General features: G+C 57.0%; 26 protein-coding genes and 1 other annotated feature. Of the genes, 9 read left to right on the forward strand and 17 right to left on the reverse strand.

What is annotated here, in order from left to right; translation table 11 throughout:
* Nucleotides 1–208 precede the first annotated feature (208 nt).
* Nucleotides 209–1,618: an NADP-dependent phosphogluconate dehydrogenase gene (gnd, locus tag K6R05_RS06755; RefSeq protein ID WP_033733220.1), complete on the forward strand. Its 1,410-nt coding sequence runs from the start codon at nt 209–211 to the stop codon at nt 1,616–1,618.
* Between the two features lie 35 nt (nt 1,619–1,653).
* On the opposite strand, the gene K6R05_RS06760 is transcribed toward gnd, so the two are convergent.
* The 13 genes from K6R05_RS06760 to hisL form a co-directional block, all read right to left on the reverse strand.
* Entirely contained in the window at nt 1,654–2,952 is a 1,299-nt protein-coding gene (locus tag K6R05_RS06760) for a succinylglutamate desuccinylase/aspartoacylase family protein (RefSeq protein WP_222925257.1), read from the reverse strand.
* 106 nt (nt 2,953–3,058) lie between these two features.
* Entirely contained in the window at nt 3,059–3,850 is a 792-nt protein-coding gene (locus K6R05_RS06765) for an ABC transporter substrate-binding protein (protein WP_161734453.1), read from the reverse strand.
* A 66-nt stretch (nt 3,851–3,916) separates the two neighbouring features.
* On the reverse strand, nt 3,917–4,393 hold the full coding sequence (locus tag K6R05_RS06770) for a YbaK/prolyl-tRNA synthetase associated domain-containing protein (protein ID WP_161734451.1): 477 nt from the start codon (nt 4,391–4,393) through the stop codon (nt 3,917–3,919).
* Entirely contained in the window at nt 4,380–4,712 is a 333-nt protein-coding gene (locus K6R05_RS06775) for a helix-turn-helix domain-containing protein (protein WP_161734449.1), read from the reverse strand. Before K6R05_RS06775 ends, K6R05_RS06770 begins: the two co-directional genes overlap by 14 nt.
* 249 nt (nt 4,713–4,961) lie before the next feature.
* Nucleotides 4,962–5,573, reverse strand: a complete 612-nt coding sequence (gene hisIE, locus K6R05_RS06780; RefSeq protein WP_161734447.1) for a bifunctional phosphoribosyl-AMP cyclohydrolase/phosphoribosyl-ATP diphosphatase HisIE — start codon at nt 5,571–5,573, stop codon at nt 4,962–4,964.
* A complete protein-coding gene (gene hisF, locus K6R05_RS06785) occupies nt 5,567–6,343 on the reverse strand; it encodes an imidazole glycerol phosphate synthase subunit HisF (RefSeq protein ID WP_222925258.1) in 777 nt (258 codons plus the stop codon). Before hisF ends, hisIE begins: the two co-directional genes overlap by 7 nt.
* Nucleotides 6,325–7,062 (reverse strand): 1-(5-phosphoribosyl)-5-[(5-phosphoribosylamino)methylideneamino]imidazole-4-carboxamide isomerase, encoded by a 738-nt coding sequence (gene hisA, locus K6R05_RS06790; RefSeq protein ID WP_161734446.1) that lies wholly within the window; start codon nt 7,060–7,062, stop codon nt 6,325–6,327. Before hisA ends, hisF begins: the two co-directional genes overlap by 19 nt.
* A complete protein-coding gene (gene hisH / locus K6R05_RS06795; RefSeq protein WP_161734444.1) occupies nt 7,062–7,652 on the reverse strand; it encodes an imidazole glycerol phosphate synthase subunit HisH in 591 nt (196 codons plus the stop codon). Before hisH ends, hisA begins: the two co-directional genes overlap by 1 nt.
* Entirely contained in the window at nt 7,652–8,719 is a 1,068-nt protein-coding gene (gene hisB, locus K6R05_RS06800; RefSeq protein WP_222925259.1) for a bifunctional histidinol-phosphatase/imidazoleglycerol-phosphate dehydratase HisB, read from the reverse strand. The genes hisH and hisB overlap by 1 nt, the downstream gene beginning before the upstream one ends.
* Nucleotides 8,716–9,792, reverse strand: a complete 1,077-nt coding sequence (hisC, locus tag K6R05_RS06805) for a histidinol-phosphate transaminase (RefSeq protein ID WP_222925260.1) — start codon at nt 9,790–9,792, stop codon at nt 8,716–8,718. The genes hisB and hisC overlap by 4 nt, the downstream gene beginning before the upstream one ends.
* Nucleotides 9,789–11,093 carry a histidinol dehydrogenase gene (gene hisD, locus K6R05_RS06810; RefSeq protein WP_161734438.1) on the reverse strand — a complete coding sequence of 435 codons (1,305 nt, stop codon included), beginning with the start codon at nt 11,091–11,093 and terminating at the stop codon, nt 9,789–9,791. The genes hisC and hisD overlap by 4 nt, the downstream gene beginning before the upstream one ends.
* A gap of 3 nt (nt 11,094–11,096) precedes the next feature.
* Nucleotides 11,097–11,996: an ATP phosphoribosyltransferase gene (hisG, locus tag K6R05_RS06815; RefSeq protein ID WP_061062857.1), complete on the reverse strand. Its 900-nt coding sequence runs from the start codon at nt 11,994–11,996 to the stop codon at nt 11,097–11,099.
* A gap of 48 nt (nt 11,997–12,044) precedes the next feature.
* Nucleotides 12,045–12,165: a sequence feature (His leader region), on the reverse strand.
* Entirely contained in the window at nt 12,141–12,188 is a 48-nt protein-coding gene (gene hisL / locus K6R05_RS06820; protein ID WP_100396937.1) for a his operon leader peptide, read from the reverse strand. It overlaps the preceding feature by 25 nt.
* Nucleotides 12,189–12,367: 179 nt before the next feature.
* On the opposite strand from hisL, the gene K6R05_RS06825 reads away from it, so the two are divergent.
* A complete protein-coding gene (locus K6R05_RS06825; RefSeq protein WP_033783626.1) occupies nt 12,368–13,195 on the forward strand; it encodes an SDR family oxidoreductase in 828 nt (275 codons plus the stop codon).
* A gap of 168 nt (nt 13,196–13,363) precedes the next feature.
* Here the strand turns inward: K6R05_RS06825 and K6R05_RS06830 are convergent, their stop codons facing one another.
* From K6R05_RS06830 to puuD, 3 genes are read right to left on the reverse strand one after another with little or no spacing between them, the layout of a single operon-like run.
* Nucleotides 13,364–14,641 carry an NAD(P)/FAD-dependent oxidoreductase gene (locus K6R05_RS06830; RefSeq protein ID WP_161734434.1) on the reverse strand — a complete coding sequence of 426 codons (1,278 nt, stop codon included), beginning with the start codon at nt 14,639–14,641 and terminating at the stop codon, nt 13,364–13,366.
* Between the two features lie 19 nt (nt 14,642–14,660).
* Complete coding sequence (gene puuR, locus K6R05_RS06835) at nt 14,661–15,218, reverse strand: HTH-type transcriptional regulator PuuR (RefSeq protein ID WP_161734432.1); 558 nt, start codon at nt 15,216–15,218, stop codon at nt 14,661–14,663.
* The gene (gene puuD / locus K6R05_RS06840; protein WP_161734430.1) at nt 15,211–15,978 is read right to left on the reverse strand and encodes a gamma-glutamyl-gamma-aminobutyrate hydrolase; all 768 of its coding nucleotides are present in this window, start codon (nt 15,976–15,978) and stop codon (nt 15,211–15,213) included. Before puuD ends, puuR begins: the two co-directional genes overlap by 8 nt.
* Before the next feature lie 201 nt (nt 15,979–16,179).
* On the opposite strand from puuD, the gene K6R05_RS06845 reads away from it, so the two are divergent.
* Together K6R05_RS06845 and K6R05_RS06850 are read left to right on the forward strand one after the other, a co-directional pair.
* Nucleotides 16,180–17,598 (forward strand): glutamine synthetase family protein, encoded by a 1,419-nt coding sequence (locus K6R05_RS06845; RefSeq protein ID WP_222925466.1) that lies wholly within the window; start codon nt 16,180–16,182, stop codon nt 17,596–17,598.
* A 403-nt stretch (nt 17,599–18,001) separates the two neighbouring features.
* Complete coding sequence (locus K6R05_RS06850; protein ID WP_161734426.1) at nt 18,002–19,360, forward strand: APC family permease; 1,359 nt, start codon at nt 18,002–18,004, stop codon at nt 19,358–19,360.
* Nucleotides 19,361–19,409: 49 nt separating this feature from the next.
* Here the strand turns inward: K6R05_RS06850 and ygbI are convergent, their stop codons facing one another.
* The gene (ygbI, locus tag K6R05_RS06855; RefSeq protein ID WP_222925261.1) at nt 19,410–20,171 is read right to left on the reverse strand and encodes a DNA-binding transcriptional repressor YgbI; all 762 of its coding nucleotides are present in this window, start codon (nt 20,169–20,171) and stop codon (nt 19,410–19,412) included.
* A 267-nt stretch (nt 20,172–20,438) separates the two neighbouring features.
* Here ygbI and ltnD point away from each other — a divergent pair, with 267 nt between their 5' ends.
* The 5 genes from ltnD to K6R05_RS06880 all read left to right on the forward strand — a co-directional run bounded on the left by ltnD (nt 20,439) and on the right by K6R05_RS06880 (nt 25,508).
* Nucleotides 20,439–21,344: an L-threonate dehydrogenase gene (gene ltnD, locus K6R05_RS06860; protein WP_222925262.1), complete on the forward strand. Its 906-nt coding sequence runs from the start codon at nt 20,439–20,441 to the stop codon at nt 21,342–21,344.
* Nucleotides 21,344–22,606, forward strand: a complete 1,263-nt coding sequence (gene otnK / locus K6R05_RS06865) for a 3-oxo-tetronate kinase (protein WP_222925263.1) — start codon at nt 21,344–21,346, stop codon at nt 22,604–22,606. The genes ltnD and otnK overlap by 1 nt, the downstream gene beginning before the upstream one ends.
* Nucleotides 22,599–23,243, forward strand: coding sequence for a 3-oxo-tetronate 4-phosphate decarboxylase (gene otnC, locus K6R05_RS06870; RefSeq protein WP_222925264.1), 645 nt, complete (start codon nt 22,599–22,601; stop codon nt 23,241–23,243). The genes otnK and otnC overlap by 8 nt, the downstream gene beginning before the upstream one ends.
* Nucleotides 23,243–24,028 carry an HPr family phosphocarrier protein gene (locus K6R05_RS06875; RefSeq protein ID WP_222925265.1) on the forward strand — a complete coding sequence of 262 codons (786 nt, stop codon included), beginning with the start codon at nt 23,243–23,245 and terminating at the stop codon, nt 24,026–24,028. The genes otnC and K6R05_RS06875 overlap by 1 nt, the downstream gene beginning before the upstream one ends.
* A 124-nt stretch (nt 24,029–24,152) precedes the next feature.
* The gene (locus tag K6R05_RS06880) at nt 24,153–25,508 is read left to right on the forward strand and encodes a GntP family transporter (protein ID WP_033733199.1); all 1,356 of its coding nucleotides are present in this window, start codon (nt 24,153–24,155) and stop codon (nt 25,506–25,508) included.
* Nucleotides 25,509–25,512: the final 4 nt, after the last annotated feature.

Genomic DNA, 25,512 nt, shown 5'->3' on the forward strand with positions numbered 1-25,512 from the left:
TCGATTGTGTTTATTAAATTCATGTGTATTTCAGTCTGGGAAGCATTATTTAGCAAAACAACCTATCTGGTTGATTTTTATTAACATAATTTAATGGTGCTACCGCACCATTCATTACCTTTAATCCGCTATCCTGAGTTAACATAGTGATCACTTACGAAGTGGTGTTACGGGTAACACCATGCGAGACCACAGACAGGAGTATGTAATGTCCAAGCAACAGATCGGCGTTGTAGGTATGGCAGTGATGGGCCGCAATCTGGCTCTTAACATTGAGAGCCGCGGTTACACTGTTTCAATCTTCAACCGTTCACGCGAAAAGACTGATGAAGTCATCGCCGAGAACCAGGGCAAGAAGCTTGCTCCTTTTTACACCGTTGAAGAGTTTGTTGAATCGCTGGAAAAACCTCGTCGTATCCTGCTGATGGTTCAGGCGGGTGAAGCGACTGACAAGACTATCGCCTCACTGACTCCACACCTGGATAAAGGCGACATCCTGATTGATGGCGGTAACACCTTCTACAAAGACACCATCCGTCGTAACAAAGAACTGTCTGACCAGGGCTTCAACTTCATCGGTACCGGCGTTTCCGGCGGTGAAGAGGGCGCACTGAAAGGTCCATCCATCATGCCTGGTGGCCAGAAAGAAGCCTACGAGCTGGTTGCGCCGATTCTGGATAAGATCGCGGCGCGTGCGGAAGATGGCGAAGCCTGTGTGGCCTATATCGGTCCGGACGGCGCGGGCCACTACGTGAAGATGGTTCACAACGGCATCGAATATGGCGACATGCAGCTGATCGCAGAAGCCTATGCGCTGCTGAAAGGCGCACTGGGCCTGAACAACGAAGAGCTGGCTGAGACCTTCACCGACTGGAACAACGGCGAGCTGAGCAGCTACCTGATTGACATCACCAAAGATATCTTCACCAAGAAAGACGAAGACGGTAAATACCTGGTTGATGTGATTCTGGATGAAGCAGCAAACAAAGGCACCGGTAAATGGACCAGCCAGAGTTCACTGGATCTCGGTGAGCCTCTGTCACTGATCACCGAGTCTGTCTTTGCCCGTTATCTCTCCTCGCTGAAAACGCAGCGTGTTGCGGCCTCTAAAGTACTGAGCGGTCCACAGGCAAAAGCCTTCACTGGCGACAAAGCGGAGTTCATCGAGAAAGTTCGTCGCGCGCTGTACCTCGGTAAAATCGTCTCTTATGCGCAGGGCTTCTCACAGCTGCGTGCCGCGTCAGAAGAGAACAACTGGGATCTGCACTACGGGGAAATCGCGAAGATCTTCCGCGCTGGCTGCATCATCCGTGCCCAGTTCCTGCAGAAGATCACTGATGCTTATGAAGCCGATGCAGGCATCGCTAACCTGTTGCTGGCTCCGTACTTCAAAGATATCGCGGATCAGTATCAGCAGGCGCTGCGTGATGTCGTTTCTTATGCGATTCAGAACGGTATCCCGACGCCAACCTTCTCTGCGGCGATCGCTTACTATGACAGCTATCGTTCAGAAGTGCTGCCTGCTAACCTGATTCAGGCGCAGCGTGACTACTTTGGTGCGCATACCTACAAGCGCATTGATAAAGACGGTGTGTTCCACACCGAGTGGTTAGACTAATCACTAAAAAGGGCTTCCCTCGGGAAGCCCTTTTTTTATCCTACCAGCAAATCCCCGCTCCGAATCTCTCGCTCACCCGCCAGCCGCACCACCAGCATGCCCGCTGTCGCAAACCTTACCCAGTGCCTTGCATAGAGAATACCGCCATACTCTGCGACCAGCGGCGTAATATGGTCGGTCAGCGGATCAACAATCTCAGCCACCACTTCTCCCGGACGAATCAGTGCGCCCAGCGGTTTGCGATGCAAAATCAACCCTGAAACCGGCGAATGAATATATTCACAGCCCGCTAACGGCGTTGGCGGATTTTTCAGGGAAGGGGAGGCCGCCGACGATCCTTCGCTGTGACGTTCTTTAATCACGCTCGCCTCTCCCGGTGCTTCAGCAACGTCAGGTACGTTCAAACCAATCGGCCCGTCATTGATTGCTACCACATCATCGCCGCCCGCGCTCGCCGGGACCAGTTCATCGCCACCAATGACGGGCGCGGCCACCTCTACGGAAATTGAAGGTTCGCTGTAGCCGATATAGCCGCGTTCCTGCAGCGCTGAAATAATCGCCTCCGCGTCTTTCTCGGCCTGTTCAGGCGAAACATCACGCATGCCTCGCAACTCCAGTGTCACTGGCAGCAGTCCGCGTGGCATCGGGTAATCCTTACCAAATCGCTCTGCCAGCGTCAGCCAGGGTTCGCAGCAGGCTTCATCAAACGGCTCTCCACCGGAGATCTGCGCCAGCAGCTGTACTTCACTGCCTAACCAGCGCGCCAGCGGCTCAATGTCCGGCCAGGCGTGCGGTGTCGTGTAGAGGTGCGGCACGGCTTCCCAGTCACAGTGCAGGTCAATCATCAGATCGGCCTGACTGGCCATCCGCATCAGCGTAAAGCGCTGCGCATCCAGCTCGGTTTTTGGCACGGTATCGCGATAGTGGCGATCAATTGCCTCGCGGATCAGACTCTTATTCTGCGTTTCACTCTGGGTCAGACTTTCAGCCAGCCCGGCCGCCAGGGTTGCGCCCAGTGACGGGAAACGGCGGTTGAAGTCCTGGCCAGAGAGCGTATGGAATCGGCCCAGATGGGTGCCATGCCAGTGCTGTCCCAGCGCCAGTGGATTGGCAACTGGCACCAGTGTAAAGGCGGCTTTAAGTTGACCGGCGGACTCCAGCGCCTGTAGTCGCTGCTTTAAAAACCACGCCACCGCCATACCGGGCAGTTCGTCGCCATGCAGGGCAGCCTGGATATAAACCTGACGCTGGTAATCTTCACCGAAATGGAAACTGATGATTTCACGCTGGGTGCCTAAAGAGGCGCTTAACAGTGGATGATGTTGTTGATGCATACCGTGTTAATGTCCTTTAATCGGCAAAGGACGACAGCGCGCCGTCCCGAAAAAGTTAGAGTATAGTGCCGGATCGCGGTGAGGACGAAAAAGGATGACCGCGAGGTTACTGCTGGATAGAGATATCCGTGGCGAAGTAGCGCTTCTGAATCTGGTCAAAGGTGCCGTTCTTTTTGATTTCGGCAAAGGCATTATCCAGTGCGGTTTTCAGTTCGGTATCGCCTTTGCGCAGGCCAATAGCCGTGCCGGGGCCGATAATCGGATCCTGAATAATCGGTCCAGCCAGTTCAAAATCTTTGCCCTGCGGATGCTTCAGGAAGCCGATGGCCGCCTGTGCCGCATCGGTGAATACCGCATCCAGTCGGCCTGAAACCAGATCGCTTTCAACCTGTGCCTGATCGCCATAAGGCACTACGGTCACACCGTGAGGCTGCCATTTTGCCAGCGCATAGCGCTCCTGAACCGTTCCCTGTTCTACGCCGACCGTTTTTCCTTTCAGGGATTCAACGGTGGGCAGGATGCCAGCGCCTTTACGGGCAATCAGCTGGGTGTGGGTGTCATAGAGTGGAACAGTGAAATCGATCTGCTTCAGGCGCTCTTCGGTAATGCCCATGTCAGACAGAATGGCATCAAATTTACGCGCTTTAAGGGCCGGGATCATGCCGTCAAACTGGCTTTCAACCCAGACACATTTTGCCTGCATCTGAGTACAGAGCGCATTGCCCAGATCAATATCAAAGCCGACCAGCTTGCCCTGTGGCGTTTTCGATTCGAAGGGCGGATAGGTCGGATCGACCGCGAAACGCACCTGTTCGATTTTTGCCTGCGCGCTAAAAGCGCAGCCTGCCATAACCGCCACAGCCAGCGTCTGACGCAGGCGTTGAGTGAAAATGTTCATGATTTTGCTCTTATTCTGTCGTGATGAGTGATTATGCAGAGTATCGCCGGGCTGCCGGGATGGCAATTACTGCGTAATCGCCACCACGTCAGCCGCGCATAACGCGCGATAATCTTCGGTATTCAGGATCACTGAGCGTTCCAGCAGACCGGCGTTAAACGCGATCGCCGGATAACGTTCAAACAGCGCGGGGTCCACAATCAGCCTGAGGTCAGGATGAAAGCTGAACGGTGGTATCGCCCCGAATACGCAGCCGGTCAGCAGAGCGGTCTCCGCCGGGCTGGCGAGTGAAGCGCGTCGACCGCCTACTGCTGCCGCGACTTTGCCCAGATCGGCCTGCCGGTCGGCCGGTAATACCGCCAGCACATGCTGCTTAATGCCATTGCCTTTCACATGACAGACCAGCGCTTTCGCGCCCTGACCGATTTCGGTGCCGCGTATCGCCGCAACCGCTTCACATTTGCCGGTCGCCTCATGTTCCATCAGGCGATAACGCGCCTGGTGTTGCTCGAGCAGAGCGATTAACTTTTCATGGGTGGTCACGGTGCTCTCCTGCGGTCAGTTGCAGCATCAGTGTCTGCAGCATATGCGGCTGACGTGGCAATATGCCGGTTTTCAGACCCAGCGGTTTAAGCGCCCGGTTGAGGGTGCTCAGCGTGGTATTGTCCCTGTCCTGTTCAATATCTGACAATGTGCGGCGGCTAATCCCGGCCAGCGCGGCATAACGTTCCTGAGAGAATCCCAGCACGTTTTTGCGAAGCTGCATCAGGAGCTCGCCCTGTGACAGTTTCTCTTCAGGAAACTGTTGAGTAAGGTTCAGCAGCATCGCTTCGCGTTCCAAAGGTGACAGCGTTTTTTTCATAGTTGCCAGCCTTTAATACGCTGATCAAGATAATCGTACGCAAGTAAGGCGGCGCTTTCACGGCCCTGGAGGGGATGCTAAATATTGAGTTGGGCGGCATCATACCAGCGGCCCTTAATAAATAGCTGGAGTGTGCGCATGGCAACACCTGTTGAGCAATATGATGCTCAACAATAGCGTTTAATTTTTGAGAAGGATTCTGCTCAGAATCCGCCTGTAAAACGAAATTCTGAGCAGCATATTGCACAATTACTTATGGCGGTTGCGCAGGTTGTTAATCACCGCGCTGAAGTCGAGATTCTGATCCTGTAACAACACCATCAGGTGATAGACAAGGTCTGAAGCTTCATTGGTCAGTTCATCCCGATCGTTGACGGTCGCCGCCAGCGCGGTCTCAACGCCTTCTTCACCCACTTTCTGCGCGATGCGCTTCGTGCCGCTGGCGTAGAGCCGTGCAGTGTAAGAGCTTTCAGGGTCAGCCGTTTTGCGCGACGCCAGCAGCTCTTCCAGCTGATAGAGGAAGGTCCATTCAGGCACAGCCGGAGAGAAGCAGCTGGTGGTGCCGAGATGGCAGGTCGGGCCAATCGGGTTCGCCAGTACCAGCAGTGTGTCGTTGTCGCAGTCAGGCGTGATGCTTACCACCTGCAGAAAGTTGCCGGAGGTCTCGCCTTTGGTCCACAAGCGGTTTTTGGTGCGGGAGAAAAAGGTGACATTGCCTTCTGCCAGGGTTTTTTCCAGCGCTGCCGGGTTCATGTAGCCATGCATCAGCACTTCGCCTGAGACGTTGTGCTGAACGATGACCGGCATCATGCCCTGTGTTTTATCCCAGTCGAGAAGGGCCTGTTGTTGTTGAGTTAGCACGCGCGAATCTCCACTCCGTTGTCGATCAGAAAGCTCTTCAGCTCACCAATATCAATAATCTGCTTATGGAATACCGAGGCGGCTAAAGCACCATCGACATTCGCCTCGGTAAACGCCTCCAGGAAGTGCTGCATGGTGCCTGCGCCGCCAGAGGCGATCAGGGGCACGTTGCAGACTTCACGCATTTTCTTCAGCTGCACCAGGTCATAGCCGTTACGCACGCCATCCTGATTCATCATGTTCAGCACGATCTCGCCTGCGCCCAGTTTCTGCACTTCCTGCACCCACTCCAGCGTTTCCCACTGCGTCACGCGGGTGCGTGCTTCGTCACCGGTATACTGATTCACCTGATACTTGCCGCTGGCCTCGTCAAACCAGGTATCGATGCCGACCACGATACACTGCACGCCAAACCGGTCTGCGAGGCGGGTGATGAGCGTGGGATCGGCAAGCGCCGGGGAGTTAATCGAGATCTTATCCGCACCAAACTCCAGAATACGTGCCGCGTCTTCAGGGGTTTTGATGCCGCCCGCGACGCAGAATGGAATATCGATCACTTCCGCAACGCGTGATACCCAGCTTTTGTCGACGACGCGGCCATCAGATGAGGCGGTGATGTCATAGAAGACCAGTTCGTCTGCTCCTTCAGCAGCGTAGCGCTGCGCCAGCGGCACAATGTCGCCAATGATTTCGTGATTGCGAAACTGTACGCCTTTGACCACCTGACCGTCACGTACGTCCAGACAGGGAATTATCCGTTTTGCCAGCATGCGATCGCCTCCGAAACTGTGAATTTATTTTCCAGCAGCGCACGTCCGACAATCACGCCCTGAACGCCGCTGCCGCGCAGGGCGGCGATATCATTGAGGTCGCCAATGCCACCCGAGGACTGGAAAGCGATCGTCGGGAAGCGCGCCGTGACTTCCTGATAGAGCGCAACATTGGAACCGCTCAGGGTGCCGTCGCGGGAAATATCGGTGCACAGCACATGCTTCAGGCCCACCTGCTGAAAGTCGGTAACCACCTCTTCCAGGGTAACACCCGCCGCTTCCTGCCAGCCACTGATCGCCACTTCTTTGCGGTTACTGGCGTCAATGCGCACATCTAACGCCAGCACAATCGCCTCTGCGCCAAACTCCGCGAACCACCGTTTGACCTCTTCAGGCTCTTTCACAGCAGTGGAACCGACCACCACACGACTCGCACCCGCTTCCAGCAGCGCGTGCACATCGTCACGGCTGCGAATGCCGCCGCCCACCTGCACCGTCACATCAACGCCGTCCAGCAGGGATTTCAGCAGCGTAATCTGGCGTTTCGCCGGATCTTTCGCGCCGGTTAAATCCACCAGATGCAGCACAGTCGCGCCCTGGCTTACGTAATCCTTCAGACGTGGCAGCGGCTCACTGCCGTAATCACGCTGCTGACCATAATCGCCCTGATGCAGACGAACCACTTTGCCGTCAATTAAATCTAACGCGGGGATAATCATTACATCTCCAGGAAGTTTTTCAGCAACTGCGCGCCCGCTTTGCCCGAGCGTTCCGGATGGAACTGGACGCCGAAGAAGTTATCTTTCTGCACCGCGGCGGTGAACGCTTCACCGTAGTGACACTGGGCGATGGTGCTGGCGTTGACCGGCATGGCATAGCTGTGGACGAAGTAGAAATAGGATCCTTCATCAATGCCGCGGAACAGATGATTGCCCGCCTGCGCGGTAATCTGGTTCCAGCCCATGTGCGGCAGCGGCAGGCCGTGGGTGTCCATGAGTGACACCGGCTCATCGATAATGCCCAGCGTCGGCACGCCGCCGTTTTCATCGCTGCCGCGTCCCAGCAGCTGCATACCCAGACAGATCCCCAGCACCGGCTGGGTACAGGCTTTTACCAGATCGATCAGGTCACGCTCTTCCAGTTGCTTCATTGCCGCCTGCGCGGTGCCTACGCCTGGCAGAAACAGTTTGTCGGCGCGCAGCACCACATCGGAATCGCGGCTCACTTCCGGGGTATAGCCCAGACGTTCAATTGCCCATTTCACCGACGAGAGATTGGCGCAACCGGTATCCATGATCACCACGTTCATCACAGCACTCCCTTCGAACTCGGCAGGGTATTACCCTCAACGCGGATCGCCTGGCGCAGCGTACGACCAAAGGCTTTAAACAGGCTCTCGACGCGATGATGGTCATTCTTGCCTTTGGTTTTCAGATGCAGGGTGCTCATCATGGCGTAAGAGAGCGAGCTGAAGAAGTGCTCGACCATCTCAGTGCTGAGGTCGCCCACGCGTTGATAGTTGAACTCTGCTTTGAACTCGATGTGCGGACGGCCGGAGATATCCAGCGCGCAGCGCGCCAGGCATTCATCCATCGGCAGCACAAAGCCGAAACGGCCAATGCCACGCTTGTCGCCCAGCGCCTTCAGCAGCGCTTCGCCCAGTGCCAGACCGGTATCTTCCACCGTGTGGTGATCGTCAATATAGAGATCGCCTTTCACTTCAATGTTCATGCGGAAGCCGCCGTGCACCGCAATCTGGTCCAGCATGTGGTCGAAGAAACCCACGCCGGTATTAATCTTGCTGCCGCCTTCGCGATCCAGCCAGAGTTCGACCCGAACCTGCGTCTCTTTCGTGTTGCGCTGCACCAGCGCATGGCGGTCACGCTGGGTCAGACGCTGCTGAATGGTCTGCCAGTTCTCGCCGTCAGCGCCGTAGCGGATAGGCTGAATGCCCATGTTCTCCGCCAGCTGCACGTCGGTCAGACGATCGCCAATCACATAACTGTTGGCGGTATCCAGCGCGCCTTCTGCCAGCCAGGCTTCTACCATTTTCGTTTTCGGCTTGCGGCAGTCGCAGTGATCGTCCGGCATGTGCGGGCAGATCAGCACATCGTCAAACGCGATGCCCTGCGAGGTCAGGACCTGCATCATCAGATTGTGCGGCCCATCAAAATCCGCCTGCGGGAAACTGGCGGTGCCAAGACCATCCTGGTTGGTAATCATCACCAGGCGATAACCGGCGGCCTGCAGCGCCAGCAGCGCCGGGATAACGTCTGGCTCAAATGCCAGTTTATCCATACGGTCGACCTGATAATCCTCAAGCGGCTCAGAGATTAACGTCCCGTCGCGGTCAATAAAAAGGGTCTTCTGACTCATGCTTGCTCCAGAGAAAAGGCTTGCAGCGCGGCGATCGCTCGTTCGCACTCTTCACGCGTGCCGATGGAGATGCGCAGGCATCCCGACAGGCCCGGATTTTTGTTCTGATCACGCAGGATAATGCCCTGATCCCATAAGGTTTTGAAGACTTTTGGGGAATCGGTAAAGCGCGCCAGCACATAGTTGGTTTCGCTGGGAAAAACCTGCTCAACGCAGGCCAGCTGCGCCAGTTCAGCCAGCAGCCAGCTGCGATTGTCGTTCAGCTGGACCACATGCTCACGCATCAGCGCAATGCCTTGCTCGCTCAGTGCCTGACCCGCCACGTCCGCTACCGGCGTCGCCAGCGGGTAGGGCGCAATCACCTTCATCAGCAGGTCGATCACCGGCTTATTCGCCAGCGCAAACCCACAACGCAGGCCCGCCAGCGCAAAGGCTTTTGAAAGGGTACGCAGAATGACCAGATGCGGATAATCCTTCAGCCAGCCGGTCAGCGTCGCCTGCCGGCAGAATTCAATATAGGCTTCATCGGCTACCACCAGCGCTTTACCGGCGGTCATCGCCAGTAACTGGCGGATGTCGTCCTGATTAATCAGGTTGCCGGTCGGGTTGTTCGGGCTGCAAAGGTAAACGACTTTGACGCCATCAAGCTGTTCCGCGATAGCGGGCAGGTTGAGCTGCCAGTCGCTAAGCGCCGGAACGGTGCGATATTCAATGCCGATGGTTTCGGCGCTGACGCTGTACATGCCATAGGTCGGCGGACAGAACAGAATCGCATCCTGTCCCGGCTCACAAAAGGCGCGCATGATTAGTTCGATGGCTTCATCCGCGCCACGGCTGACCAGCACCTGCTCCGGCGTTAAACCTGCGTAAGCCGCATAGCGCTCAATAACCAGCTTTGGCTGACATTCGGGATAGCGGTTCAGCGTCTGTTGCGACAGCTCAAACGGCACCGGCAGCGGGAATTCGTTGGCATTGAGCCAGACATCACCGTTGCCACCCAGACGACGCGCCGACATATAAGGCGTCAGAGCGCGCACATTGGCGCGCGCCAGCTGCTCAATATCCTGACTCATGCTTGCTCCTTCAGTGCGGCAACGCGCAGGGTGACGGCATTCTTGTGGGCATCCAGCTGCTCAGCGGCGGCCAGGGTTTCAATCGTGGCGGCCAGATTCAGGAAGCCCTGCGGCGTCAGCTCCTGCACCGTCATGCGTTTCTGGAAGTCGGCCAGGCCCAGGCTGGAACAGGTCGACGTATAACCGTAGGTCGGTAACACGTGATTCGTGCCCGAGGCATAATCGCCCGCGGACTCCGGCGACCAGTCGCCTAAGAAGACTGAACCGGCGCTGGTGATCGACTCCACCAGATCGCGCGGCTGACGGGTCTGCAGAATCAGGTGCTCAGGGCCGTAGAGATTGGAAATCTCAACGCATTGCTCAAGGTCGCGCGCCACGATCAGGCGGCTGCTCTCCAGCGCCTGACGCGCCGTGGCCGCACGCGGCAACTGTGCCAGCTGCTGCTCAACCGCGACCGCGACCGCCTCGGCCAGCTTTAATGAAGGCGTCAGCAGAATAACCTGCGAGTCGGGCCCATGCTCTGCCTGTGAGAGTAAATCAGACGCGACAAACGCGGGCGTGGCGCCTTCATCGGCAATCACCAGCACTTCTGACGGCCCGGCAGGCATATCAATCGCCGCGCCATCGAGTCGCTGACTTACCTGACGTTTCGCTTCGGTCACCCAGGCGTTGCCCGGGCCAAAAATCTTGTCCACGCGCGGCACGGTTTCAGTGCCGAAGGCCAGCGCGGCGATAGCCTGCGCGCCGCCCACCTGGAACACCTCTTCTACGCCGCACAGCTGCGCGGCATAGAGGATCTCATCGGCAATCGGCGGCGGTGAACAGAGCACCACGCGGCCACAACCGGCGATACGGGCCGGAGTCGCCAGCATCAGCACGGTGGAGAAGAGTGGGGCGGAACCACCAGGAATATAAAGTCCGACCGATTTCACCGGGCGGGTGATCTGCTGGCAGCGCACGCCGGGCTGGGTTTCCACATCCACTGGCGGCAAAATCTGCGCGTTGTGGAAGGTTTCGATATTGCCCACCGCGACGGCCATCGCCTGCTTCAGCTCGGCACTCAGTTGGGCGCTGGCGTCTGCGATTTGCTGCGGCGTCACACGCAGATTTTCAACCTGCGCCTTGTCGAAGCGGGCGCTGAACTCGCGCAGCGCGTCATCACCGTTCAGCTTTACCTGCTCCAGCACGTTACGCACTGTCAGCGTGACGTTTTCAGAGGCGGCGATGGCAGGACGCAACAGCAGCGCCTGCTGCTGTTCGGAGGTGCACTGCTGCCACTCAATCGGGGTAGAAAAGGCCATGGCTTACTCCATCATCTTCTCAATAGGCAGCACCAGAATTGAACTGGCACCCAACGCTTTCAGTTTTTCCATGGTTTCCCAGAACAGGGTTTCGCTGCTGACCATATGCATTGCCACGCGGCTGACATCGCCTGCCAGCGGCAGAACTGTCGGACGCTCCGCGCCAGGCAGCAGGCTGATTACTTCTTCCAGCCGCTCACTCGGCGCGTGCAGCATGATGTACTTCGATTCACGCGCTTTAATCACGCCCTGAATACGGGTCATCATCTTGTCGATCAGCTCCTGCTTGGCGGCTGGCATCTCGCCGTCGCGCTGGATCAGGACGGCTTTTGAGCGATAGATGACTTCCACTTCACGCAGGCCATTCGCTTCCAGCGTGGCACCGGTGGAGACCAGATCGCAGATGGCATCCGCCAGACCGGCGCGGGTCGCCACTTCAACAGAGCCATTCAGCATACAGGTTTTAAAGCTGACGCCTTTTTTGTCGAGGTACTGTTTGAGCAGGTGCGGATAAGAGGTAGCGATGCGGGATTTATCGAGGCATTCCGGGCCGGTGTACTCGGCGTCAGTCGCCATCGCCAGTGACAGACGGCAACCGCCGAAATCCAGGCGACGCAGCGTAAAATAGCGCGGGTCTTCGCCCTGGGCACGGCGCGAGAGTAATTCCTCTTCCAGCACGTTTTCACCGATGATGCCGAGATCGACCACACCGTCCATCACCAGGCCAGGGATATCGTCATCGCGCACGCGCAGGATGTCGATCGGCATGTTCTCCGCAAACGCAATCAGGCGCTGTTGCTGAAGGTTGATTTTAACGCCGCAGCGCGCCAGCAGTTCGCGTGAATCATCACTTAAACGGCCAGATTTCTGCATAGCTATGCGTAAACGGGTGTTATCTAACATGGTTCCTGTCCTCTTAATCCTGTCCTGAAAGTGTGGTTGCGCCAGCCCATAAAAAAACCCCCGGAAGACGATCTTCCGGGGGTTCTCTTGCGTTCACACCACTGGAAGATCTTGAAAGTCTTCCAGCACCAATCGCCTGAAAGACTAGTCAGGATGATGGTGGTGATGATGGTTGAACTGAACGCGTGTCATAATAATCTCGTCGATGAATGAGTATTCATTTGTGGGGTTTAACCTAGCGAAGATGGCAGCACTTGGCAACACTTTTTTAAACAGGCGCTTCGGAAAGCGCTGAAACAGGTTGTTCTTGTTTGCAATCCGGGGGCAAACTACGGTGAAGTCAGGGTTGATGTTTCACGTCAGGAGTCAAAATGAAGAAGGTCGCGATTGTGGGACTGGGCTGGCTGGGTATGCCGCTGGCCACGGCGTTAACGGCGCGAGGCTGGCAGGTCACCGGCAGCAAAACCACGCCAGACGGAGTTGAAGCCGCACGCCGCTGCGGCATTGAGGCGTTCCAGCTGGAACTGACGCCGGAACTGCTGTGTGATGCTGCCGATATCGAGCCGCTCTTTAACGTCGATGCATTGATTGTCACGTTACCTGCCAGCCGTACAGCGGAAGGCGGTGAAGCTTATCTGCAGGCGGTGCAGAATGTGGTCGATACCGCGCTGGTGTATAAAGTGCCGCGCATCATCTTTACCAGCTCAACGTCAGTCTATGGTGGCAGCTCTGGCATTAAACGGGAAAACAGCCCGCTGACCGCCGAAACGGTAGCCGGTAAAACCCTGGTTAAGCTGGAGAGCTGGCTGCACGATCTGCCAGGAACCAGCGTGGATATTGTGCGTTTGTCCGGTCTGGTCGGGCCAAAGCGTCATCCGGGACGCTTCCTCGCCGGTAAGCAGGATGTGGCAAATGGCTCGCAGGGCGTCAATCTGGTGCATCTGGATGACGTGGTTGAGGCGATTACGCTGCTGCTGCAGTCGCCAAAAGGGGGCCGGGTTTATAACCTTAGTGCGCCGAAACATCCGACGCGCGACACCTTCTATCCCGCCGTTACGCGCCAGCTTGGTCTGCAGCCGCCGCAGTTCGCGCCAGAGGCCGTAAAAGACAGCGGCAAGCTGATTGATGGGTCACGCATCTGTAGTGAACTCGGGTTTGAGTACCGCTATGACGACCCGGTGAAGATGCCGCTGGAGTGATACGCGGCTGGCGCTGTTGCGGGGGCTGAGTGCTCCCGCTCTGATATGTGAGGAGTCTGCTCTTCCTATAGTTACAACATACCAAAGCATTTTAAACAACAGAGCAGAATGTGCCCTGCTGCAGGACCTGTTTTCATCAGGCCAGGCAGCCAGGTCTGGCCCTCAGCCTCACACCCCCAGCCGATCCCTCAACGCATACCACACCGCCCCCATCGCCGTCAGCGGCACCTTAAACCGCCGCCCGCCGGGAAACGGCAGGTGAGGCAGACGAGCAAAGGCGTCGAACCGCTCCGCATCGCCGCGTAACACTTCGCTAATCAGCTTGCCGGAGAGATGGGTACTGGTGACGCCATGGCCGCTGTCGCCCTGCATAAAATAGACATTCTTCTCCATCCGGCCAAACTGCGGCATACGCGACAGCGTTAGCAGGAAATTGCCGCTCCAGCTGAAGTCCAGCTTCACGTTCTGCAATTGCGGGAAAGTACGGCGCAGCTTGGGCCGGATCAGCGCTTCAATATCGGCTGGTTCCCGCGCGCCGTAGACCACGCCGCCGCCATAGAGCAGCCGGTTGTCGGCGGTCAGACGGAAGTAATCCAGCAGATAGTTACAATCCTCCACACAGTAATTGTTCGGCATCAGCGACAGTGCCTGGTCGGGTGTCAGCGGTTCGGTTGCCACAATCTGCGAGCCGCATGGCATGCTTTTCCTGCTCAGGCGTGGCTCCAGCTGGGGTGACAGATAGGCATTACCGGCGAAGATCACAAATGTCGCACTGACTTCGCCCTGAGCGGTCTTCACCCGGTTAGGTGTGCCATAAACCACATCTGTCGCCGCGGACTGCTCATAAATGCGTCCACCATGTCGACGAATGGCTTCCGCTTCTCCCAGCGCCAGATTCAGCGGATGCAGATGGCCGCCACGTCGATCCAGTAGCCCGCCGACATAACGTTCGGTGGCAACTTCGCGGCGAATACCCCGTTCGTCCAGCAACTCCAGATCGTAATTGCCGTACTGCTGCCATAGCGTTTTCTGTTTTTGCAGATGTGCCATCTGACGTGCATTCAGCGCTGCAAAAATGCCGCCGGGCCGGTAGTCACAGTCAATTGCATACCGCTTAATGCGATCGCGGATAATCTCAGCGCCTTCAAACATCATGCTGCCCAGCATGCGGGCGCTCTCTTTACCGTAGCGCTGCTCAATCACATCCACGTCGCGGCTGTAGGAGTTCACCACCTGACCGCCGTTTCGCCCGCTGGCACCGAAGCCGACCCGCGCCGCTTCCAGCACGACCACGTCATAGCCGACCTCGGTCAGATGCAGCGCCGCTGAAAGACCGGTGAAACCGCCACCAATTATGCAGACGTCACACTGAATGCTCTCCTGCAGGGTCGGCCAGGGCGCATGCGGATTGGCGGTCGCTGCGTAATAACTCTCCACATAATTCATAACAACCTCCGGGAAGCGCCTAAAAGTTGGCTGGCGTGTGGGCACTGACAATGCGGCAGGGGATTTCAGCCCTGTTGGTGAAGCTGTGCGGTAAACCGGTGTCAATCACATAGCTCTCGCCAGCGGAGAGATGAAACTGCTGTCCGTTGATGATCAGCGTAATTTCGCCTTCCAGCAGCGTACCGGTCTCTTCGCCTGGATGACGGAGCTTCTCGCCAGTGCTGGCACCGGGTTGATAGGTTTCCAGCAGCATGCCCAGCGTGCGCTGCGCACGGCCATTGTCGATCAGCTTCAGCGACACACCCTGGCTGCCAATCTCCAGCAGATCGCTGGGTCGGACAATCACTTTCGGCTCCGCATCCGGTTTGGGGTCGGAGAAGAATTCCGACAGCGACAGCCCATAGACCTTTAGCAGCTTCTGCAGGGTGCTGACCGCCGGGCTGACCTTATCCTGCTCAATGGTGCTGATAGCGCTGTGGGTCAGTCCGGCCAGTTCAGCAACGCGACGTTGCGACAATCCCATCGTCTGCCGGATCTGCGCCAGCCGTCGTCCCGGTGCCAGCGTGGCATCACTCATCTGCTTTTCCCCTGTGGTAACGACTCGCGGCCTGAATAAAGCCGCTGAACAGCGCCTGCGATCCCGCCGTGTTTTCCGGTTGCCATTCGGGATGCCACTGTACCGCCAGGGCGAAGGGATGATGACGCAGGCTCACCGCCTCAATCAGGCCATCCGGCGCGCGTGCCTCAACGCGCAGCTGCGGCCCCGGTTCGCGCACGCCCTGATGATGCAGTGAATTGACCGCAAGCGGCATATTGCTGTCCAGCAGCGTTGCCAGCAGGCCATCCGGTTCGATAGTGATGGTATGCGCTGGCGCATACTGGTCATCAAATGGCAGTGTCTCATCTTCATGATGACGCTGAAATTTTGCCTGCTCACTGAGATTCCGCCACAGCGCGCCACCATTGGCCACCACCAGCTCCTGCAGTCCACGGCAGATGCCAAACATCGGCATTTTGTGGCTGGTGGCCCAGGTGATCAGCTGAAAGGCGAGACGGTCGCGGCCCGGATCGGCATGCGGCTCTTCACCGGCTTCGCCATAATGCCAGGGTTCGATGTTGCTGGGACTGCCGGTGAGGAGCAGGCCATCCAGCACAGCCATAGCGTTTTCTGATAGATGAGGCGCATTAGTAAGACTTTGGGGCAGGGCGAGAGGCACGCCACCCGCCAGGACGACCGCATCAATATACTTGTTATGCACCGTCTGAGTCGGATGGCCGCCCAGATCCTTCTGGCACATCACTACGCCAATCAACGGCTTGTCAAAAATAATGCCCATCTTACGTCCTCGCATTACTGGTCGAAATATCTACCGAAAGGGCACGTCTGGCGGTTAAGTGTGCAATATTTTTTCAATCTAGCAATGTGCTGTTTGTTCTTCAAACAGATTTGTTACATTTGCACACTTTTTATGTTGGCGCTATGTTAGTGGTGTGGCTGTTATTTTGAGCATTACGCAAACCTAATAGGGGCGGGTGAGATCATGACTAACCTGGTAGAAGTGGAAGACTTCACGCTTCACAGTGAAGAGAAACGAACCAGCGCGTTCCAGCTTGAGGTGAAAACCTGGCTGGAGCGCCATCCTGAAACGCAGTATGTCGACATCCTGTTAAATGATTTAAATGGTGTGTTCCGCGGTAAGCGTATTCCGGTCTCTGCGCTACCTAAGCTGGAAAAAGGATGTTATTTCCCCGCCTCAGTGTTTGCCATGGATATCCTCGGCAACACGGTGGAAGAAGCGGGACTCGGCCAGTCTCTTGGTGAACCCGATAATCTCTGTCTGCCCGTTAGCGGCACGTTAGTTCCCTCCGCCTCTGACCCTCAACACATTGCACAGCTGCTGTTAACCATGTGCAACCAAGATGGCACTCCCTTTGACGTTGAACCCCGAAATGTCCTCAACCGACTGTGGCAACAGTTGCGCAACCGAGGTCTGTTTCCGGTGGTAGCGGTAGAGCTGGAGTTCTATCTGGTGGACAAAAAGCGCGATGCTGAAGGCTTTATCCAGCCGCCCTGTTCGCCTGGCAGCGATGAACGCAATATGCAGAGCCAGGTCTACTCGGTCGATAATCTCGATCATTTCGCTGATGTCCTGCGCGATATTGACGATTTGGCCCGTCAGCAGGGCATACCGGCCGATGGCGCGCTGGCGGAAGCCTCGCCCGGACAGTTTGAGATCAACCTGCATCATACCCGTGACGTGCTGCGCGCCTGCGACCATGCGGTGCAGCTGAAGCGCCTGATTCGTCAGGTGGCAGAAAACCACGGTATGACCGCGACGTTTATGGCGAAGCCCTATGAGGAGTACGCGGGCAGCGGCATGCATGTGCATATCAGCATGCTGGATGCCGCCGATCACAACGCCTTTGCCTGCGATGACGGCAGCGATTCTCCGCTGATGAAACGGGCGCTGGCCGGGATGATCGATCTGATGCCCGCCTCAATGGCGCTGCTGGCACCCAATGTGAATGCCTATCGCCGCTTTGTCCCTGAAGCCTATGTGCCGTTACAGGCTTCGTGGGGTCATAACAACCGTACCGTTGCGCTGCGCGTGCCGTGCGGCGATATCGACAACCACCGTATTGAGTATCGGGTGGCAGGCGCTGATGCTAATCCCTATCTGGTCGTCTCGGCTATCCTGGCCGGGATGCTGCATGGGCTGGATAAGCAGCTGCCATTGCCGCATCCGGTCACCGGCAACGGACACCATGCCGAGGGGCTGGCACTGCCGATCCGGCAGAGTGATGCGCTGTATGAGTTTGACAGCAGCTATCCGCTGCAGAAGTTACTGGGCGAACGCTTTGCCAGTGTCTGGCACAGCTGCAAGCATCATGAACTGATGCAGTTTGAACGACTGATTACGTCTACGGAAATAGACTGGATGCTGAAAAACGCCTGATGAGCTTTTCAGCGTTACTCTGTCGCGCTTTTTTTTGCATAAGGTGCCCCGACGGCTTGTAATACTGCCACGGGTTAGGGCAGAATACGCGGCCTGCAAAATCAGATGATAACCGACGCTTAACGCGCCGGTTATTTTTTTGCATCCAGTTTTAACAGAGCGTTTTTGCTGACTTAACCGAGGCCGGGCACGCACCCGGATAGATAAACACTGAAAACACGCGTAAGCGTGAGATTGAGGATTACAAAGATGGGGATGTTTTTCACTCTGCCAGCCAACGCTGGTACGCGTTTTCGTGATGACTACGGCGCCGCGTCAACCGCTAACCTTACTCCCTGTCGCTTAATGCGCAGTTGCCCTGTGACCCAGCCCAGCCAGGTTGTCGCACAGGGGGGACTGAAGCATGTCGCTTAATACCTCCGCCGCACCGCAGCGTGCGCAACTCAAAAAGACGCTTACGTTACTTCCGGTCGTCATGATGGGCTTAGCCTACATGCAGCCTATGACCCTGTTCGATACCTTTGGCATCGTTTCCGGTCTGACCGATGGTCACGTCGCCACCGCTTATGCTTTCGCACTGATTGCGATTCTGTTCACTGCCGTGAGTTACGGTAAGCTGGTACGCCGCTTCCCCTCTGCGGGCTCCGCTTATACCTACGCTCAGAAGGCGATCAGTCCGCACGTCGGCTTTATGGTCGGCTGGTCATCACTGCTGGACTACCTGTTCATGCCGATGATCAACATCCTGCTGGCTAAAAACTATTTCGAATCGCTGGTGCCGGGCATCCCGTCGTGGATCTTCGTGGTGTTGCTGGTCGGCTTTATGACGCTATCTAACCTCAAGGGCATCAAAACCGTCGCCAACTTCAATAGTGTCATTGTGGTGCTGCAGGTCATTGTCATGGTCGGGATCACCGGCATGGTGATCTACGGTGTGGCAAGCGGCGTCGGTTCCGGTACCCTGGTGAGCAGCCGTCCGTTCTGGTCTGAGAATGCGCACGTGGTGCCGATGATTACCGGTGCGACCATACTCTGCTTCTCGTTCCTCGGCTTTGATGGCATCAGTTCGCTGTCGGAAGAGACCAAAGATGCAGAACGCACCATTCCACGCGCTATTTTCCTGACGGCGCTGATTGGCGGTGTGATCTTTATCGCGGCATCTTACTTCCTGCAGCTCTACTTCCCGGACATCACCCGTTTCCAGGATCCGGACTCCTCACAGCCTGAGATTATGCTGTTCGTAGCCGGTAAAGCGCTGCAGGTCGGTATCCTGATCTTCTCGGTGGTCACGGTACTGGCATCCGGTATGGCGGCGCACGCAGGCGTATCGCGTCTGATGTATGTGATGGGCCGTGATGGTGTATTCCCGGAGCGTTTCTTCGGTTACATCCATCCAAAATGGCGTACCCCGTCGCTCAACGTGCTGCTGGTCGGTGCGATTGCGCTGATGGCGATTAACTTTGACCTGGTCACCGCGACCGCGCTGATTAACTTCGGTGCGCTGGTGGCGTTTACCTTCGTGAACCTGTCGGTGATCGCACAGTTCTGGATCCGTGAGAAGCGTAACCGCACGCTGAAAGATCACGTTCAGTATCTGCTGCTGCCGCTGCTCGGCGCGATAACGGTCGGTGCGTTGTGGGTGAATCTGGAAGAGAGCTCTATGGTTCTGGGCCTGATCTGGGCCGCCATCGGGATTATCTACCTGGCATTCGTGACCCGCAGCTTCCGTAATCCGGTGCCGCAGTTCAGCGAAGAAGTTTAATCGTGCTCACGTTGCCGCCTTCCGGGCTTTATCGGGAAGGCGGCAACTGTTAACCGGCCAGCACCAGTTCCAGGTTGCCCGCACTTAACAGATCCCGCCCCGCATCACTCAGTTTGTTGTCCGTCACCACCTGATCAAACCTCTCCAGCGGTAACGCCAGAAACGTCGCTATTCTGTTGTACTTCGAACTGTCACTCAGTAAAACCCGTTTGCTGCTTACTTCGCTTACTGCCTGCTTCACCATCACTTTATCTTCATCCGGTGTAAACAAGCCACGTGGTCCCCAGCAGGAGGCGGAGATAAAGGCGATATCAATCGCCAGATTGCGCAGGCTGCGTGCTGCCGAGTCGCCGACGCAGGAGCGGTTCTCCCGGCATACGGTGCCGCCCGTGTGGATCACCCGGCACTGACTCGCCTCCATCAGCAGATTCGCCACCATGAAATCATTGGTCACCACCAGTAAATCATCACGATCAACCACTTCCTGTGCCAGTGCTAACGTCGTGGTCCCGGCATCCAGATAGATGCAGCTGTTACGGGGAATGTGACGGGCAGCAGTGCGGCCAATAGCGCGCTTTTCATCGTTGTACAGGGTGCTTTTCGTCAGATGTGACGGTTCAGCTGCCAGTCGATCGGCAGAACGCACGCCGCCGGAAACCGACAGCACAGCACCTTGTTCCTCCAGTTTTTGCACATCCCGGCGGATGGTCATGTGTGACACGCCAAGCCGCTCAGTTAACTCAGCAATGCTCACCACGCCACGATCGGCCACCAGTGCCAGAATCTGTTGATGACGTTCAACCGGAATCATATCTGCTCCCTGACAATTACCATTTTTTCACATTATAAAGTATCTCCCAGTCAACCAGAACAAAAAATAACAGCTGATACAGGGCGGAGAACGGGAGTTACCGGGCTGATACAAGGCGCAGACAGTAAAATGCGTGATGTTAAAAATTGTTCACGTTCACATGATGGATGTTTTTTTGTGAGGAGTGGCACATTTTTACCGACCGGAAGCTGGCAGGATTAACAGTAACAAACAAATAATCACTTAATTTAACAGTGGAGGCGTAACGTGCCAGCTGAAAACATCTGCGTTATCGGGTTAGGTTCCATGGGTATGGGTGCGGCAAAGTCCTGTCTGCGCGCCGGACTCAACACCTGGGGGGTCGATTTGAATTCTGCAGCCCTGGAGAGCTTACGTCAGGCCGGCGCACGTGATGCGCAGACTTCCGCCTCTGCCTTTGCAGACCAGCTCGATGCCGTTTTGCTGCTGGTGGTCAATGCAAAGCAGGTTAACGCCATCCTGTTCGGTGAAGAGGGCCTGGCCGCAAAACTGCGTCCGGGCACGGTGGTGATGGTCTCATCCACACTCTCAGCGCAGGATGCACAGCTGATTGAACAGCGGCTGGCTGAACATCAGTTGCTGATGCTGGATGCCCCGGTGTCGGGCGGCGCGGCCAAAGCGGCCAGCGGTGAAATGACGGTGATGGCATCCGGCAGTGATGCAGTCTTTGCACAACTGCAGCCGGTGCTGGATGCGGTCGCCGCCAAAGTCTATCGCGTGGGCAAGGAAATTGGCCTCGGGTCAACCGTCAAAATTATCCATCAGCTGCTGGCGGGCGTTCACATCGCGGTGGGTGCAGAAGCGATGGCGCTGGCGGCGCGAGCCGGTATTCCGCTGGAAACCATGTATGAAGTGGTCACCAATGCTGCGGGTAACTCGTGGATGTTCGAGAACCGTATGAAGCATGTGGTAGACGGCGACTACAGCCCGAAATCAGCCGTCGATATCTTTGTGAAAGATCTCAACCTGGTGGCCGATACCGCGAAGTCACTGCACTTCCCGCTGCCGCTGGCCTCGACCGCCCTCAACATGTTTACCGAAGCCAGCAACGCCGGTTATGGCCGGGAAGATGACAGTGCGGTGATTAAGATCTTCAGCGGCATCACGCTGCCGCAGGCAGGGGAGAGCAGCTGATGCGTCTTGGTGTCATAGCGGACGATTTTACCGGCGCAACGGATATCGCCAGTTTTCTGGTGCAGAACGGCCTGACGACCATTCAGTTCAACGGCATTCCCGCCAGCGAAGAGATGACAGAGGCGCAGGCGATTGTGATCAGCCTGAAAAGCCGTTCCTGCCCGGCAGATCAGGCGGTTTCGCAGTCGCTGGCCGCGCTGGCGTGGCTGCAAAAGCAGGGCTGCGAGCGCTTCTACTTCAAATATTGCTCCACTTTCGACAGTACCGCACAGGGCAATATCGGTCCGGTGACCGATGCGCTGCTGAATGCGCTTGGTGAGACGCAGACGGTCATCTGCCCGGCGTTGCCGGTGAACGGGCGCACCGTCTATCAGGGCTATCTGTTTGTCGGCGATCAACTGCTGTCCGATTCCGGCATGCGGCACCATCCGGTTACACCGATGCAGGACAGCAACCTGATGCGTCTGATGACCTCGCAGGCAACCGGCAAAGCCGGGCTAATCGCCGCAGCACAGATCGATCAGGGCGCGGAGTCAGTACGTCAGGCGCTGGACCAGCTGGCGGAGCAGGGCATCAGCTACGTCGTTACTGACACCCTGCATCAGGGGCATCTGTTGACCCTGGGTGAAGCACTCAGTGACAGGCGGCTGGTGACCGGCGGTTCCGGGCTGGCTATCGGTCTGGCACGACAGTGGACGACGGCCGGGACGGATGCAGAGGCGGAGCGGGCAGGCCGTCCGCACGGCGATCGCGCTGTAGTGCTCTCCGGTTCCTGTTCGCAGATGACCAATCGTCAGGTTGCCGCGTACCGCCAGCTGGCACCGGCCTGCGAAGTAGAGATTGAGCATTGTCTGGAAGATGCAGAAGGGTATGCCCGGCAGCTGTGCGACTGGGTGGAAGCCAACAGCCATCAGACGATGGCCCCGCTGCTTTTTGCCACCGCTGACGCGCAGCAACTGCAGGTGATTCAGCAGCGCTATGGTGCGCAGCGCAGCAGCGAAGCCGTTGAGCAGCTGTTCGCCGCCGTCACCCGTGAGCTGAAACAGCGTGGCTGGCAACGTTTTATTGTGGCGGGAGGGGAAACCTCCGGCGTGGTGGCGCAGAGCCTGGGCGTAACTGCCTTTCACATCGGCCCGACCATCTCGCCCGGCGTGCCCTGGGTGCGCGACATTCATCAGCCGCTCTCCCTGGCTCTGAAATCGGGCAATTTTGGCGACGAAGATTTCTTCCGCCGCGCGCAAACGGAGTTTACCGATGTCTGAATCTTTACTTTTAGCGGAGCAGCAGGCGCGTGGCGAAATGGTACGTCTCGGTGCCTCGTTCTTTCAGCGCGGCTATGCCACCGGCTCAGCGGGCAACCTCTCAATGTTGCTGGCGGATGGCAATCTGCTGGCGACCCCTACCGGCTCCTGCCTCGGGGAATTACAGGGTAACCGGCTGTCGAAAGTGACGCCGGAGGGGGAATGGCTCTCCGGCGATAAACCCTCCAAAGAGATTGCGTTTCACCGCGCGCTCTACCTGAATAACCCCGACTGCCGCGCAGTGGTGCATTTGCATAGCCACTACCTGACGGCGCTCTCCTGTTTACAGGGGCTGGATACGGACAACTGCATCCGTCCGTTTACCCCCTATGTGGTAATGCGCGTCGGTGATGTGCCTGTTGTGCCTTACTACAAGCCGGGCGATGGGCGTCTGGCCGAAGATCTGGCGGCGCTGGCGCCGCGCTACCGCGCCTTCCTGCTGGCGAATCACGGCCCGGTGGTGGTGGGGAAATCCTTACAGGAAGCGGCAGACAACACCGAAGAGCTGGAAGAGACTGCTCGTCTGATCTTTACCCTGGGCGACCGCCCGATCCGTTATCTCAGCGATGCCGAAGTGGCAGAACTCAGGAGCCGATAATGCCGAAGTTTGCTGCTAACCTCTCGACGCAGTTTACAGAATATCCCTTTGCTGAACGCTTTGCTGCAGCGGCGAAAGCCGGTTTCACGGCGGTCGAATTTCTGTTTCCTTATGACTATCCCGCCACGCAGATAAAACAGTGGCTCGATATAAACCTGCTGCAACTGGTGCTGTTCAATACCGCGCCGGGCAATGTCGCCGCGGGTGAGTGGGGTGTTTCCGCCATCCCCGGACGGGAAGCGGAAGCAAAGGCGGATATCGACCGCGCCCTGAGTTATGCGCTGGCGCTGAACTGCCCGCAGGTTCACATCATGGCGGCGACGGTGCCGCCCGGTGCCGATCGTCAGCGTTACGTTGAGACCTTTATCAGCAACATGCGCTATGCGGCTGAGCGCTTTGCGCCGCACGGCATCAACCTGCTGATAGAAGCGCTTAACCCTGTAACCAAGCCCAACTATCTCTACGCCAGTCAGTATCAGACGCTGGAGATGGTTGAACAGATCGACCGGCCGAACGTGTTCACTCAGCTCGACCTGTTTCATGCACAGCGGGTAGACGGCAACCTCAGCCATCTGATTCGACACTATGCGGGACGTTATCGACACGTACAGATTGCGTCAGCGCCGGATCGCCATGAGCCGGATGAGGGGGAAGTTAACTATCCCTGGCTCTTCTCACTACTGGATGAGGTTGGCTATTCCGGCTGGGTCGGCTGCGAATATATCCCGCGTGGTGACACCAACGCGGGCCTGGGCTGGTTTGCTCCCTGGAAATTAAAAGCCTGATTTAACGTGCTCTTAAACCGGTGTTTCAGCACCGGTTGGGTCAGGCTCGCCCTTTATCTGGCCCTGCACCTGCTGACCCTGTACGCCGATAACCCAAAAAATATAACAATTTCTGAGGTTTACTATGTCCACCGCACTGCTGTTAGCCATAGCGACCGCCAGCATCGTGATCCTGCTGCTGCTGGTCATCAAAGCCAAAGTTCATCCGTTTGTCGCCCTGCTGATTGTCAGCCTGCTGGTGGCTATCGCGACCGGCATTCCGGCTGAGAAAATCATGGAGACGATTATCACCGGAATGGGCGGGTTGCTCGGTCATATCACCATCATCATCGTGCTGGGTGCTATGCTCGGGGCAATTATTGAAGCCTCAGGGGGCGCTGAATCGCTGGCGCAACGCTTCAGTAAAACGCTGGGTCTGAAGCGGACCGTCGCCGCTTTAACCATGGCGGCTTTTATCCTGGGTATTCCGGTGTTTTTCGAAGTGGGCTTTATCATCGTCATCCCGCTGATTTATGGCTTCACTAAGGTAGCGCGTGTCTCACCGCTGAAGTTTGGCCTGCCGATGGCGGGCGTCATGCTGACGGTGCACGTGGCGCTGCCAACCCATCCGGGGGCCGCGGCCGCCGCCGGGATCCTGCACACGGACATGGGCTGGCTGATGATGCTGGGTATCGCGATTTCCGTGCCGGTCGGGATCATTGGCTACTACGTGGCGAAAGTGATGAACCGTCGCCATTATCATCTGTCGGTCGAGGTGCTGGAGCAGTTGCAGATGGCGAAGCCAGAGGGGCAGGAAAAGAAGCATGAACCTGCCCCACCGGGCGCGCTGACCATCAGCGGTCTGATTGTGGTCCCGATTGTATTGATCGTGCTGGGAACGCTGTCCCACACCCTGCTGGCTGAAGGCAGTCTGCTGCGTAACGTCATGACTGTGATTGGCACGCCGCCGATTGCCCTGCTGATTGCCTTAGGACTGGCGGCCTGGCTGCTGGGCGTCCGTCGTGGCTGGAGCAAAGACAAGCTGGAAGATCTGACCGGCCGGGCAATTCCCACCTCCGCCAGTGTGATTCTGGTGGCCGGTGCGGGTGGGGCATTTGGCAAAGTCCTGGTGGAATCAGGGGTCGGCAAAGCGCTGGCGGTGACGCTGGAAACGCTGCATCTGCCGCTGGTGCCTGCTGCGTTTATCCTGTCACTGGCGCTGAGGGCGTCACAGGGTTCCGCCACGGTAGCCATTCTGACCACCAGCGGACTGCTGACGCAGGCGGTAACCGGCGTGACGGATATGCAACGGGTACTGGTTACCCTGGCAGCCTGTTTTGGCGGCCTGGGGCTTTCACATGTCAATGATGCGGGCTTCTGGGTGGTCACCCGTTATCTCGGACTTTCCGTGGCCGACGGTTTACGCACCTGGACAGTGCTGACGACGATAATGGGATTAAGCGGTTTTGTGCTGACCTGGCTGGCGTGGACGGTGCTCTGATTGA

This window comes from Pantoea alfalfae (assembly GCF_019880205.1).
GTDB lineage: Bacteria > Pseudomonadota > Gammaproteobacteria > Enterobacterales > Enterobacteriaceae > Pantoea > Pantoea alfalfae.